At 64.0% G+C, this 13,982-nt stretch carries 11 protein-coding genes; 5 read left to right on the top strand and 6 right to left on the bottom strand.

The features are described from left to right. The first annotated feature begins 84 nt into the window (after nt 1-84). Entirely contained in the window at nt 85-1,779 is a 1,695-nt protein-coding gene (locus tag N2604_RS15255) for a methyl-accepting chemotaxis protein (protein WP_260375446.1), read from the top strand. 113 nt (nt 1,780-1,892) lie between these two features. Here the strand turns inward: N2604_RS15255 and N2604_RS15260 are convergent, their stop codons facing one another. Together N2604_RS15260 and N2604_RS15265 are read right to left on the bottom strand one after the other, a co-directional pair. Then, on the bottom strand, nt 1,893-3,401 hold the full coding sequence (locus N2604_RS15260) for an acetyl-CoA acetyltransferase (protein ID WP_260375447.1): 1,509 nt from the start codon (nt 3,399-3,401) through the stop codon (nt 1,893-1,895). A 201-nt stretch (nt 3,402-3,602) separates the two neighbouring features. Further along, on the bottom strand, nt 3,603-4,736 hold the full coding sequence (locus N2604_RS15265; RefSeq protein ID WP_260375448.1) for a nitronate monooxygenase: 1,134 nt from the start codon (nt 4,734-4,736) through the stop codon (nt 3,603-3,605). A 327-nt stretch (nt 4,737-5,063) separates the two neighbouring features. On the opposite strand from N2604_RS15265, the gene yghU reads away from it, so the two are divergent. Further along, a complete protein-coding gene (gene yghU, locus N2604_RS15270; RefSeq protein WP_260375449.1) occupies nt 5,064-5,936 on the top strand; it encodes a glutathione-dependent disulfide-bond oxidoreductase in 873 nt (290 codons plus the stop codon). 389 nt (nt 5,937-6,325) lie between these two features. Here yghU and N2604_RS15275 read toward each other — a convergent pair whose 3' ends face one another. From N2604_RS15275 to N2604_RS15285, 3 genes are all read right to left on the bottom strand, one after another. Beyond that, nucleotides 6,326-7,603, bottom strand: coding sequence for an acyl-CoA dehydrogenase family protein (locus tag N2604_RS15275; protein WP_260375450.1), 1,278 nt, complete (start codon nt 7,601-7,603; stop codon nt 6,326-6,328). Between the two features lie 301 nt (nt 7,604-7,904). Next, nucleotides 7,905-8,285: a VOC family protein gene (locus N2604_RS15280; RefSeq protein ID WP_260375451.1), complete on the bottom strand. Its 381-nt coding sequence runs from the start codon at nt 8,283-8,285 to the stop codon at nt 7,905-7,907. A 116-nt stretch (nt 8,286-8,401) separates the two neighbouring features. Continuing rightward, nucleotides 8,402-9,181, bottom strand: a complete 780-nt coding sequence (locus N2604_RS15285; protein WP_260375452.1) for an SDR family NAD(P)-dependent oxidoreductase — start codon at nt 9,179-9,181, stop codon at nt 8,402-8,404. A gap of 168 nt (nt 9,182-9,349) precedes the next feature. On the opposite strand from N2604_RS15285, the gene N2604_RS15290 reads away from it, so the two are divergent. Genes N2604_RS15290 through N2604_RS15300 form a run of 3 tightly spaced genes read left to right on the top strand, consistent with a single transcriptional unit; the run spans nt 9,350 to nt 11,505 of the window. Beyond that, entirely contained in the window at nt 9,350-10,138 is a 789-nt protein-coding gene (locus N2604_RS15290; RefSeq protein ID WP_260375453.1) for an enoyl-CoA hydratase/isomerase, read from the top strand. Then, the gene (locus tag N2604_RS15295; protein WP_260375454.1) at nt 10,135-11,121 is read left to right on the top strand and encodes a phosphotransferase family protein; all 987 of its coding nucleotides are present in this window, start codon (nt 10,135-10,137) and stop codon (nt 11,119-11,121) included. The genes N2604_RS15290 and N2604_RS15295 overlap by 4 nt, the downstream gene beginning before the upstream one ends. A 3-nt stretch (nt 11,122-11,124) precedes the next feature. After that, complete coding sequence (locus N2604_RS15300) at nt 11,125-11,505, top strand: DUF6285 domain-containing protein (protein WP_260375455.1); 381 nt, start codon at nt 11,125-11,127, stop codon at nt 11,503-11,505. Between the two features lie 33 nt (nt 11,506-11,538). Here N2604_RS15300 and N2604_RS15305 read toward each other — a convergent pair whose 3' ends face one another. After that, on the bottom strand, nt 11,539-13,959 hold the full coding sequence (locus N2604_RS15305) for a hypothetical protein (protein ID WP_260375456.1): 2,421 nt from the start codon (nt 13,957-13,959) through the stop codon (nt 11,539-11,541). Nucleotides 13,960-13,982: the final 23 nt, after the last annotated feature.

The following is a 13,982-nucleotide window of genomic DNA, read 5'->3' on the forward strand; positions in this document are numbered from 1 at the left end:
CGCTCCATAAAATTGCAGCAGACGACTCGAGTAGCGGCCGTCCGAATTGGAATGAGTCCATCATCAGTTCGTTTGGAGGCCCCGATGCGCAAGAACTTTCCCGTCACAGAAATCGAATATCCCGTCAGCGACGAGACGCTGATCGTCTCCCGCACCGATCTGAAGGGCAAGCTCACCTACTTCAACGAGGACTTCCTCGCTGCCGCCGGCTTCACGTCGGCGGAACTGATGGGGCAGCCGCACAACATCGTCCGCCACCCCGACATGCCGCCGGAGGCCTTCGACAATCTCTGGGACACGCTGAAAGCCGGCAAGCCCTGGCTCGGCGCGGTCAAGAACCGACGCAAGAACGGCGACTTCTATTGGGTGCTGGCGACGGCCTCTCCGATCCGCGAGAACGGCGAGGTCAAGGGCTATGCCTCGATCCGCACCAAGCTGCCGGCCGACCAGCGCAAGCTCGCCGAAGAGGTCTATGCCGCCATCCGCGAGAAGAAGCCGCATGCCTATCGCATCGACGCCGGCATCATTCGGCGCCGCTCGTGGCTCGACCGCTTCAGCATCTTCACCGCGACGCTGAAGGCGCGCCTGGTCACGATGATGGTGCTGCAGGCGCTGTTCATGCTCGCGCTCGGCATCGGCGGCGCGCTCTCCACCAGCGGCTCGACCAGCCTGATCCTGACGCTGCTGGCTGTCGCCGGCGCCGCCGTTGCCAGCTTCGCCGGCCTTGCGACCATGCGTGCGATTCAGGGACCGGTGCGGCAGCTCAACGATACCTTGCTCAACCTCGTGCAGGACAAGCTCGACAACCGCATCGTCATCGAGCGCGACGACGAGATCGGCGAGGCACTGCGCAACCTCCAGACCGTGCAGACCATCGTCCGCTTCAGCCGCGACGAGGTGCAGGCGGTGCAGCGTCGCGCCGAGGCGCAGCGCAAGGCCGACATGACCAAGCTGGCCGACGGTTTCGAGGCCGCGATCGGGGAGATCGTCGAGACCGTATCCTCGGCTGCAACCGAGCTCGAGGCTTCGGCCTCGACCCTGTCCACGACAGCGGGCCGGGCGCAGGAATTGGCCACGGTGGTCGCGTCCGGCTCGGAGGCCGCCTCCAGCAACGTCCACTCGGTGGCTTCGGCTGCCGAGGAGATGTCGTCCTCGGTGCGCGAGATCGGCCGGCAGGTGCAGGATTCCTCCCGAATTGCCAGCGAGGCCGTCAGCCAGGCGCACGCCACCACCGAACGCGTCAGCGAGCTGTCGCGCGCCGCGGCGCGGATCGGCGACGTCGTCGAGCTCATCAATGCGATTGCCGGCCAAACCAATCTCCTGGCACTCAACGCCACGATCGAGGCGGCGCGCGCGGGCGAAGCCGGCCGCGGCTTCGCGGTGGTGGCCTCCGAGGTCAAGGCGCTCGCCGAGCAGACGGCCAAGGCCACCGGCGAGATCGGCCAGCAGGTCGGCGGCATCCAGGCGGCGACGCAGGATTCGGTCAGCGCCATCGGCGAGATCAGCGGCACCATTGCGCGCCTGTCGGAGATCGCTTCGGTGATCGCGGCGGCCGTGCAGCAGCAGGGCGCAGCGACCCAGGAGATCGCCCGCAACGTGCAGCAGGCCGCCCAGGGCACCCAGCAGGTCTCGTCCAACGTCGGCGACGTGCAGCGCGGCGCCTCGGAGACGGGATCAGCGTCCACGCAGGTGCTGTCGGCGGCCCAGATGCTGTCCCGCGATTCCAATCGCCTCAAGCTCGAGGTCGGCAAGTTCCTGAGCTCGGTTCGCGCCGCGTGAGGTGCACAATCGCTGGAGCATGATTCGGAAAAGTGTGGAGCGGTTTTCCGAAAAGATCAGGCTCAAACAACAACCTGAAGCGCGATGACGATTCATCCTAATCGCATCGCGCTTTAGGCCGCCCGCCACTCGGGCACGCCATCGGCTGCCATAGCGATCTCGCCGAGCGAGCCGACCGGGGTGCGATCCATGTCGAGCAGATGTGCCAGAGTCGCGCCATCGCTTGCCGGAATCCGCGCCAGCGTGCGGCGATCATCCTCTGTCCGCAGCATCACCACGCCGTGCTCGACGTTGCCGCCGCGGCCGTAGAGCACGGTAAAGCTCTCGACCTTGCCCTTGCCAATGGCCTCCGTGACGAACTCCGGTACCGCGCGCTTGTTGCGGTCGGCCTCGTCTTGCACGCTCGTCTCCTGCGTCAGCGTCTCGCGCGGCGGCGTCTTCGACACCACCAGCGCGTGGTGCTTGGTGACGAAGCCGCCCTGTCCGTAGAGCAGGCCGAGCCTGGCGCCGTCGCGCAGGCGCCGCACCATCGCGCAGGCCGCGTGCGTCATGTAGGTGTTCAGCGGCGCGCCGAAGAAGGTGAGGCCGCCGGTCACGGTCGGCTGCACGTCGGGTCCCAAGCGCAGCGTCCGCCGCGCCATCTTCGGGACGCAAGGGAAGCAACTGTAGAGCTCGATCGCGTCGAACTTGTTGCCGTCGCCGTCGGCGAGATCGATCACGCTCTTGAGCACGGCGTTCTGCGGGTGGCTCTCGTAGAACTGGTCGCGCAACAGATAGTCGCGCGGCTCTTCTGCCGAGGCACCGCCGAGCGGGTAGACCAGTCGGTCCGCGGCGACCCCGGCCGCCCGCGCCTTGGCGAGACTGGTGAGCAGCAGCGCGCCGCCCATGTTGACGCTGGGGTTGGCCACCATCAGCTTGTTGTAGGGCCAGGCGATCAGGCGGTTATCCGCAGTCGGCGTCGTGATCTCCTCGGGCGCATAACGCCGCTTCAGCCAGGCATTCGGGTTTTGCGCGGCGGCTTCCGAATAGCGCGACCACAGCGTGCCTGACTCCGCCATGGCCTCGCGCGGCGTCTGCCCCCAATGCGCGGAGGAGGCCGCTTCATAGAACGGATAGACGGTCACAGGCCGAAACACGCCGAGCTTCACCGCTAAGGGCTTCTGGAACGCCGCACCGCGCTTGGGCTCCTCGACGTCATGGGCGAACGGCGTCCACGGCAGCTTGACTCCGGCGCGCTCCGCCTTGGTCGCGGTCGATTGCGCCTCTGCGCCGCACACCGCCGCCACGCTGCATTCGCCGCGCGCGATGCGCTTGGCCGCCTCGTGGATGTAGCGGATCGGGCTCTCGCCGCCGACAGGGCCGTAATAGCAATGCGCAGGCGAGATGCCGAGGCGCTGCGCCAAAAGCTGCTCCGGATCGCGATAGCGCCAGCTCAGGAAATTGACGACGTCGAGCGACTGCACCTCGCCGAGCAGTTTTGCGCCGGCATCGGCGTCGGCGCGCCGCAGCGCCTTTTCGAGCAGGTCGAGCGGCTCGAGACCCTCGGTGATCTCGTTTGGGCGGTCGACGATCTCGCCGATGCCGGCGATGACGGGGATGCGGTCTTCGGGGATATTGTTCATTTCTTCCTAATTCAATTTCTTTGTCTTCAGCACGCTGTCGCCCTTCGAGGCTCGCTGCGCGGTGCCAGGCACCCCGCGGCTCGCACCTCAGGGTGACGGCTACGGAGAACGCGTCATCCTGAGGTGCTCGTCCGGCGGCGCAACGCGCCGTCGGGCGAGCCTCGAAGGATGGGCCGTGAACACCACGCCGGCCACAGGCAATCACTCCGCCACCAGCGCATTCATGTGCTCGACGGCTTCGGCGAAATCTTGCTTGAACTCCTGCACCACCGCACCCGCCGATTTCACGCTGTCGATCAAGCCGACGCCCTGGCCGACGAAGTAGCTGACGAGATCGCGCGCCTTGGCGTTGCCGCTTGCGGCGGCGCGGTCGATCGAATGGAAGGCGTCGCGGCTGATGATGCTTTGTAGCGGCATCGGCAGCGCACCCGGGCTGTCCGGCGCGCGGTCCCAGGCATCGGTCCAGACCGAGCGGAGCTGCCGCGCCGGCTTGCCGGTGCGGCCCTTCGAGCGCACCGCATCGCGCGAGGAGGCCGCGATCATCTTCTGGCGAAAGATCTCCGTGGTTTCGGCCTCCACGGTCGCAAGCCACACCGAGCCGGTCCATGCGCCGGCCGCGCCCATCGCCATGCAGGCCGCCATCTGCCGCCCGGTCATTATGCCGCCGGCCGCCAGCACCGGCACGTCGCGGATCTCTTTGATCGCCTTGATCACCTCCGGCACCAGCACCATGGTCGAGATTTCGCCGCAATGGCCGCCGGCCTCGGTGCCCTGCACCACGAGGATGTCGACCCCGGCCGCGACCTGGCGCAGCGCGTGCTCCTTGGCGCCGACGAGCGCTGCAACCGGCACGCCATGCTTCTTGCCCATCTCGATCATCGCCTTCGGCGGCACGCCCAGCGCGTTGGCGATCAGCCGGATCGGATGATCGAAGGAGACCTCGAGCAGCTGAAGCGCGGTCTTGCCGTCGAACGGCTGTGGCTGGTCGTCCGCGACCTCGGTGGTGGTCAGCTCGATGTCGTACTTCTTCAGGAGATCGCGCGTGTAGTTGCGGTGCTGTTGCGGCACGCGCGCTTCCAGGCTCTTCCAGGTGACGTCCTTCTCGCCTGCGGTCGAGATGTTTTCCGGTATCAGCACGTCGATGCCATAGGGCTTGCCGTCGACGTGATCGTCGATCCACTTCAGCTCACGCTCGAGCGTATCAGGCGTATGCACGGTCGCGCCCAACACACCAAACCCGCCGGCGCGGCTGACGGCGGCAACGACGTCGCGGCAATGGCTGAAGGCGAGCAGCGGGAATTCGATCCCCAGCAACTCGCAGATCGGCGATTTCATGGCTCTCTCCCGGCGGCAGGCTTCGCATTCTCGTTGCTTTCGCTGGCAAAGCAAAGTGACGCTAGCCGATCGATGACATGCCGGATTTGGCGGGGCATCTTGTGTGTAGACGTCGCAGTCTATCGGCAGGCCGTAGGCCGTGGCGTCCTGAGTGACGCCGTCATTCCGGGGCCCGCGCAAGCGAGATCCCGTCCCCGGAATGACGGCGGGGAGGGGCTGCCATGACAAAACGCAGAGTTGTCCCGTCCGGCAATGCATTTCGGCGCCCTTGCCATCGGCCGTTTACGGGCTAATTAATGCAGGCGCATCTTTTTGCCGGAGCCCCGTATGACCGACGCCCCCTACGTGCCCCCTAAAGTCTGGACCTGGAACAAGGAGAACGGCGGCCAATTCGCCAGCATCAATCGACCGATCGCCGGCCCCACCCATGACAAGGAGCTGCCGGTCGGCAAGCACCCTCTTCAGCTCTACTCGCTGGCGACGCCGAACGGGGTGAAGGTCACCGTAATGCTGGAGGAGCTGCTGGCGCTGGGCCACAAGGGGGCCGAATACGACGCCTGGCTGATCAGGATCGGCAACGGCGACCAGTTCGGCAGCGGCTTCGTCGACATCAATCCGAACTCCAAGATCCCGGCGCTGATGGATCGCTCCGGCCCCGAGCCGATCCGGGTGTTCGAGTCAGGCTCGATCCTGTTCTACCTCGCCGAGAAGTTCGGCGCCTTCCTGCCGAAGGACATCAAGACCCGCACCGAGGCGATGTCCTGGCTGTTCTGGCAAATGGGCAGTGCGCCCTATCTCGGCGGCGGCTTCGGCCATTTCTACGCCTATGCGCCGACCAAGATCGAATACGCCATCGACCGTTTCGCGATGGAGACCAAGCGCCAGCTCGACGTGCTCGACCGGCGTCTCGCCGACAACGAATATCTCGCGGGCAAGGACTACACGATTGCCGACATCGCGGTGTGGCCCTGGTACGGCGCGCTCGCCAAGGGCCTGGTCTATGGCGCCGGCGAATTCTTGTCGGTGCAGGACTACAAGAACGTGCAGCGCTGGACCGACCAGATCGCCAAGCGTCCGGCCGTCAAGCGCGGTCGCATGGTCAACCGCGTCTCCGGCGATCCCGCCAGCCAGCTGCACGAGCGCCACGACGCGTCCGATTTCGAGACCAAGACGCAGGACAAGCTGGTGCCCGCGACGTAGCTGACGGGTTCTTCCTCTCCCCGCTTGCGGCAGGGCAATCGCATATGGCGACGTCTCCCCTGTGGCCATCCTTCGAGACGCCCGCCTCCGACGGGCCCTCAGGATGAGGGCGGAGTATGTGAGCTGTTTTGGCAGGCGCCGGTGCCGCTCAGCCTCATCCTGAGGGACCGCGAAAGCGGTCGTCTCGAAGGACGAGGCGCGCGCTCAGGTCTTTCAGAAAAGCCATATGCGATTGCCCTGCCGCTTGCGGGGAGAGGTCGAATTCGATCGCAGATCGAATTCGGGTGAGGGGGCTCTCCGCGAGTCCGACTGTCACAGTCCTCGCGGAGAATCCCGCTCACCCTGACCCTCTCCCCGCAAGCGGGGAGAGGGGAAAGAGATAAGGCGCCTTACGCCATGCTCAGCTCGTGGCGGCCCACCACCATCCAGTGCACCTCGTCCGGACCGTCGGCGAAGCGCAGGTGCCGCACGTCCTGGTACATCTCGGCGAGCGGGGTCCAGTGCGAGATGCCGGTGGCGCCGTGCATCTGGATCGCCTGGTCGATGATCCTGCAGGCGCGCTCGGGCACCATGGCCTTGACCATGGAGACCCAGACGCGGGCCTCCTTGTTGCCGAGCACGTCCATCGCCTTGGCGGCTTTCAGCACCATCAGCCGCATCGCCTCGATCTCGCAGCGTGCCTGCGCGATGATCTGCATGTTGCCGCCGAGATGGGCGATCTTCTTGCCGAAGGCCTCGCGGGTGAGGCCACGCTGCACCATCAGGTCGAGCGCCTTCTCGGCCTTGCCGATGGTGCGCATGCAGTGATGGATGCGCCCCGGGCCGAGGCGCAGCTGCGAGATCTCGAAGCCGCGGCCTTCGCCGAGCAGGATGTTCTCCTTCGGCACGCGCACATTGTTGAAGCGCATGTGCATATGGCCGCGCGGGGCGTGGTCCTGGCCGAACACATACATCGGCCCGAGCACCTCGACGCCGGGCGTGTCGCGCGGCACCAGGATCTGCGATTGCTGCTTGCTCGGCGGCGCGTCGGGATTGGTCTTCACCATCACGATGAGGATCTTGCAGCGGGGATCGCCGAGACCCGAGATGTAATACTTCTCGCCGTTGATGACCCATTCGTCGCCGACCAGCTTTGCGGTGGTCGAGATGTTCTTGGCGTCGGAGGAGGCGACGTTCGGCTCGGTCATGACATAGGCCGAACGAATCTCGCCGTTGAGCAGCGGCTTCAGCCATTTCTCCTTCTGCTCCTTGGTGCCGACGCGCTCCAGCACCTCCATGTTGCCGGTGTCGGGCGCCGAGCAGTTCATGGTCTCCGAGGCCAGCGGGCTCTTGCCGAGCTCGGCGGCGATATAGGCGTAGTCGAGATTCTTCAGGCCCTGGCCGGTCTCGTCATCGGGCAGGAAGAAGTTCCAGAGGCCTTCCTGCTTGGCCTTGTTCTTGGCTTTCTCCAGCACCTCGAGCTGCTTCGGCGTGAAACTCCAGCGATCTTCCTTGCCTTCGCCGGCCTTGGCGAACTCGATCGACATCGGCTCGACGGTGTCGCGGATGAATCTCTTGACGTGATCGTAGAGCGGCCGGACCTGGTCCGACATCCGCAAATCGTTGAGCTCGTCGCCGGGATTGAGCGTGTAGTTGGTGGTGCGGGGAATGTAGGTGTGTTTTGTCATTGGTCCTCCCGGGGTCGCTACAATTGCGTTGAGCGCAAGATTAGTCGCAGCGCCGCCAAAGTGCGAGCGCGCATTTTCGCGCGTGGGGCCATGCCATGCGATGGAATATCGCAAGGTCGTTTGAAATGTTGTTTGAATGGGGTGTGGGAAGGCGGCAGGCGCGCGCCTCACTCTCCGCTGTCATCGCCCGACTTGAATCGGGCGATCCAGTACTCCGAGACGTCGCTGGTTTATCGAGAGACCGCGGCGTACTGGATGACCCCGGTCAAGCCGGGGCATGAGAGTGGTGGTTGCGGTTACGTCAGTTCGCCATCCGATGCATCGCGCAGATCTTGTTGCCGTCGAGGTCGCGCAGATAGGCGAGATAGAGCTTCACCCCGGAGCCCTCGCGGATGCCAGGCGGATCCTCGATCGGCTTGCCGCCGGCTGCGACGCCCGCCGCGTGCCACGCATCGACCTGTTCCGGCGAATTGGCGGCAAAGCCGATCGTGCCGCCATTCGCGCATGTCGCCGGCTCGCCGTTGATCGGCTTCGACACCGAGAACACGCCGGTCTTGGTGATGTAGAAGATGCGGTGGCCGTCGACTCTGGCCGGCCGCACCTCGAGCGTGCCGAGCAGCTTGTCGTAGAACGTCTTGGCCCTGTCCAGGTCGTTGGTGCCGATCATGACGTGCGAGAACATTTGCCCCTCCCTCGGAGTTTGTAGCCCGGATGGAGCGCAGCGAAATCCGGGTCTTGCTTGCTTCTAGAAATCCCGGATTGCGCTTCGCTCCATCCGGGCTACGGGACTACGAAATCTCAAAACGCGGTATAGCCGCCGTCGATCAAGAACGTATCCGCGGTGTGATACGACGACGCCTTGCTCATCAGATACACCGCGATGCCGCCGAAATCGGACGCCTCGCCGAACCGCCGCATCGGAATCCGCGGTATCACGTTGGCGACGAACTTGTCGTTGGCCATGAGCCCTGCGGTCATGTCGCTCTTGATCCAGCCGGGCAGGATCGCATTGGCGGTGACGCCGTAACGCGCGAGCTCGACGCCGAGGGCGCGCACCAAGGCGTTGATGGCAGCCTTGGTCGCGGCATAGTGCTCGTTGCGCGCGGTGCCGAAGATCGAGGCAAGGCTCGAGGTCGCAACCAGCCGGCCGAAGGGATCGCCGGCATTGGCGCGCTCGGTCATGTGCCTGGCGGCCGCCTGGAAGGCGTGGAACACGCCGTCGAGGTTGGTCGCAAACATCGTGCGCCATTCCTCTTCGGTGCGCTCGATGAAGGCGCGCCGGCCGCCGCCGCCGATGCCGGCATTGGCGAAGCAGCCGTCGACCCGGCCGAAGGTGTCGAGCGTCGCCTTCATCGCGGCATCGACCGAAGCCGGGTCGCTGACGTCGCAGACGCGGCTGTCGACCTTGCCCGAAAGGCCCGCCATGCTCGCGGCAGCGGCCTTGTTCTTGTCAGCATTGCGGCCCCAGATCGAGACGTTGCAACCCTGGCCTGCGAGCGCCTGCGCGATGCCGAGCCCGATGCCGCCATTGCCACCGGTGATCACGGCGACGCGGCCGGAGAGGTCGAAGAGGTTCATGGCGCGTTTCCTGTTTCTTGGTCTGCGGCCTCTCAGCCGCTGCGCACAAGATTGCTTGCTATGCTCCGATCACCATGGACAAGACCGCGCCAAAAATCAAATATGCGCCCCGGCAAAACCAAATTCCGGTCTGCGAAACTGACGCCGGCCGCAACTGACGAGGAAACCATGCAGTTCAAACACGTCACGCTCGACTTCGATGGCTCGGTCGCGATCCTCAAGCTCGACCATCAGGAGGTGATGAACGCGGTCTCCGTGGACATGCTGGGGGGCCTTGCCGAAGCGCTCGATACGATCGAGGAGAAGAAGGGCGAGGTGCGCTGCGTGGTGCTGACCGGCGCGGGGCGGGCGTTCTGCACGGGGGCCAATCTGCAAGGCCGCAACAACCAGTCGAAGAAGACCAAGGCCGGCCTGACGCTGGAGACCGGCTTTCATCCCTTCCTGCGCCGCATCCGCAATCTGCACTGCCCATTCATCACCGCGGTCAATGGCCCGGCCGCCGGCGCCGGCATGAGCTTCGCGCTGCTCGGCGACATGATTTTATGCGCGCGCTCGTCCTACTTTCTTCAAGCCTTCCGTCGTATCGGGCTCGTGCCGGATTGCGGCTCGACCTGGCTGCTGCCACGGCTCGTCGGCCGCGCGCGCTCGATCGAATTGTCGCTGATGGGCGAGCGGCTGCCGGCCGAGAAGGCGCTGGAATGGGGCCTTGTCAACCGCGTCTACGATGACGGTGTGCTGATGGAGGAGGCGATGAAGCTGGCCCGCGATCTCGCCAGCGGCCCGACCGTGGCGCTGTCCCTGATCCGCAAGCTCTATTGGGACAGCCCGGAGAACTCCTTCGAGGATCAGCTCAATCTGGAATTCCAGTGCCAGCTCCGCGCCGGCGACACCGAGGATTTCCGCGAGGGCGTCGGCGCGTTCCTCGAGAAGCGGCCCGCGCAGTTCAAGGGCAAATGATCGAGGCGGCGCTTTCACGCAGCGTCCGGCGCTGGTGCGCAGGGGCGACCGGCGCGACCGGTGCGGCAAAGCTCTCCGGCGGCGCCAGCCAGGAAACCTGGCGCTTCGACATCGTGCATCCCGATGGCGTGATCGGCGCGATCCTGCGCCGCTCGCCAAAGGGCCATGGCGCCGCGCCAACGCGCGCGGCCGGCCTTGCCGCTGAAGCGCAGCTGATGCAGCTCGCTTATGAAGCCGGCGTGCCGTCGCCGCGCGTGATGCATGTGCTGGTACCAGAAGACGATCTCGGCACCGGCTTCATCATGCAGCGGGTCGAGGGCGAGACCATCGCACGCAAGATTCTCCGCGATGAAGAGTACGCGGCGGCGCGGCCGCATCTGGCGCGGCAGATCGGCGGCATTCTCGCAGGTCTTCATCGCCTGCCGCAGGACAGATTGCCTCAGCTGCGCAGCCGGGGCGCGACCCAGGAGATCGCCGAGTTCGAGCGCGACTATCGCAGCCTGAACTGGCCCAAGCCCGTGTTCGAGCTGGCGCTGCGCTGGCTGCGCGACCACGATCCCGGCCCCGCGACCGAGACTACGCTGGTGCACGGCGATTTCCGCAACGGCAATCTCATCATCGGCGCCGACGGCGTCCGCGCCGTGCTCGACTGGGAGCTCGCCCATCTCGGCGATCCCATGGAGGATCTCGGCTGGGTCTGCGTCAACTCCTGGCGCTTCGGCGAGATCGACAAGCCCGTCGGCGGCTTTGGCTCGCGCGAGGAGCTGTTCGCCGGTTACGAGGCTGCGGGCCGCAAGGTCGACCCCGAACGGGTGAAATTCTGGGAAGTGATGGGCACGCTGCGCTGGGGCATCATGTGCGGCGGCATGATGCAGCGTTTTCGCGAGGGACCTGATCATTCCATGGAGCGCGCCATGATCGGCCGCCGCGCCAGCGAGACCGAGATCGATCTGTTGCGCCTCCTGGCGCCGCGCGGGAGCTGACACATGCAGGACGAGCCGACCCCGACCGAGTTGACCAAATCGGTCGCCGATTTCCTCCGCAACGACATCACGCCGCTGATCTCCGGCCACCAGGCTTTCAAGCTGCGCGTCGCCATCAACATCCTCGATCTCGTCACGCGGCAGCTGACGCGCGAGGCGGGGAGCGATGCGGAGGAGGTGGAGCGCCTGCGCACGCTGCTCGACATCGACGGCTCGGTCATGGAGCTCAACCGCGCGCTCGCCGAGCGGATCGCCAAGGGTGAGATTGATCTGGCGACGCCCGGTCTCGCCGAGCATCTGTGGGCGACCACGATGGATAAGCTCGCGGTGGATCAGCCGAACTATGCGTCCTACAAGCGGGAGCTGGGGCGAGCGGAAGCGTAGGCGCCAACTCTCTGGGGCGTCGACGCAAGCACTTCAGTCGGCCGTCCTCCTTGGACCCGGATGTCCGTCCGCGCGAAACTGAAACACGAAGTAAGGTGGAATACACAGACCTCTCTGGTCGTCTCGGTCGACCCAATCCTGATCGGGCATAACCTGACCGTAGAACTTCGAGGGGCTGTAAGTGTGTTCGTTGATTGCGGCAAAAATGCCGGATGTCTGCAGAAGCTTCGATCGCGCCACGAACTTGCTGGAGGCATCGCCGGGTCTGTATCCCATGGGCTTGACGCATATGTAATCGTCGCGGCATGGACTGCCGGCAGTGCATGCCCGCAAGCCTGCAAATGATGTGAAATGATCGAAGCACGTGCCAATGGTCAGCTTCTTCCCGTTGACCTTCGCGTCGCTGCCGAGTTTCGCGATACATGTGTTGAAACCCGTGGAAGCGACCAATCCGCAACTGGCTTCGCTCGGGAGCCCAACGCATTCGGACAATCGCAACATCCCGGCCGGAAAACCTCCCGTTTCGGCGTCGCGCAGTAGCTCGCGGTTCTCCCAATCGGTCTTGCCCTGATGGTATTCCTGGTGCGCGCCGTAGTAGCTGTTTCCGGGTATCTGTTTCTGCGGAAGTGCGGTCTTTGGGATGATCGTATCGGCATCTGCCGATACTTCGTTGGGAAAGTAGCGGAAATAGCGGTCCTTGCCCCATGATTTGGTCACGACCTCTCCCAATTGCAACGCATCTCCGATTTGTCGGGCAATGGTGTTTCCCTGAGCGCCCTTTGAGGTGACGCAGATTCCCAATCCGCCTTCATTGCCCGATTTCCGAGACCTCTCATCTGCGGAGCGGAATGGTTGGATGCACTCGTGGTCGGTCTGGCAGGTCCATTCACGCTTGCTGTTTCTTATAGAGTCCTCTGACAGACAGGCTCCGCCCCAACCGCCGATCAGACTCGTGCCGGCCAGCGCGCTCCTGAACTTATTCATTGGTCGATGCGGATAGCTTGTCGCGAGTTCGAAATTCGTTACAGGCTGACCGCTGGCAATCTTGCTCAGAAGCGCTAGGCGCCGCGGCTGATCGCCATAGAAATGTGGGGACCCGGGCAGCAAAATCGAATTCGTCGTGTACGTGCCAGAACGGTCGGCGCCTGGAAAATGGAATCCGGCGATGGCCCTGGTCTGATGGCATCCGATGCAGGTCGTACCATTCAAGCGTGCGCGGAAATCCTGAGGTGACTTGATGAAGCTGAAAGAGATCTTGTTCTTCTCGGCAAATCGCAGAAGAGCGCGGATCTCGTCGTCCGTGATGATCTGTTCGGAAGAGTCGTGAGCATTCCAGTACGATTGATTTCTCGAGCGGTGTGTTCCTCCTGGCGAAACGGACATGGCCCGCTTTGCCAGGACACCCAAGCTGTCGTCGATATCGAGTGTTCCCCAATCAATCGATTGCATCACATCGGGTTGAGAAAAATAGGCCAGCAGTCGCTTTCGCCGGGCCTGGTTGGCCGGACATTCGTTGGGCTTGCGCGGGTCGCAGAGAAGGAGATCGCGATCGATCTGATTGCGGAGAAGATCGGCATCGAAATAGCCTCCCGCTATCTGCCATTTAAAGACCCTGATGACATAGGCTGCTTCGGTACCGAAATCCTTGGCGATGCCAGCTGGCTTTCGGTAGGCTTGGATATTCAGCTCGATGCGGATGATGTCGCGGCCATCGATGAACGCGAGCGGACCGGTCTTCGGGTCGAGCAACTGCGCGGCGACCTTCTCTACATCCTTGGAGGGACGGTCGTCCTGTAGCTCATATGACGCCGGAATGGCATCGAGCCATCGCTTGGCAATTGTCTGGCAGGTGATCTGGCCGCCTTGGTCTTTCGACGGCAAGGCAGGCAGAACCAGGTTGAGCGTGACAGGCAGGCGGGACTTTTGATCGCGGTCCCTGAGGGAATAGGCAAAACGATATATAATACTGATTTCACCACATTGCCGCTGCCGGGGTGAGAGGCCCGCGCCGGAGTCAATGATGAATTGTCGGTCCATTCGGTTGACGATGCCGACCAGTTCTACTCGAGAATCTTCGTCGGTCAGAAAATTCTTGTCGATCTGGTGCCCGCCGGCGTCCGGCTCCATGGCGGCCAGTTCGTCGAGGTCTTGCCCGATCGTTTCCGCTATCTTCTTCGCGATGCGAAGCTTGAATGGATTTTTCCCGAGTTCCTCTCTGATCGGGCTTGCTTGTGCGCGCGCCTGGATCAATCTGGTAAAATCGAGTGGTCCTCCGCACTTTCCGGCTGGACAGTCCAGTTCTGTGATTACGCTCGGATGGGAGATAAATGGACCCCTCACGGCTGCTGGAATGATGTCTTGAGCCGTGTCGGAGGCTGCGGCGGTCGGGTCAAGAGTACCGGTCGATGCGAGCAGCGTGAGGAGAATAAGTCTCGACAGGGAAAAGGTGGCCACCATACTCACCGAGTTGCTGTAGT

This window comes from Bradyrhizobium sp. CB1015, from assembly GCF_025200925.1.
Classification (GTDB): domain Bacteria; phylum Pseudomonadota; class Alphaproteobacteria; order Rhizobiales; family Xanthobacteraceae; genus Bradyrhizobium.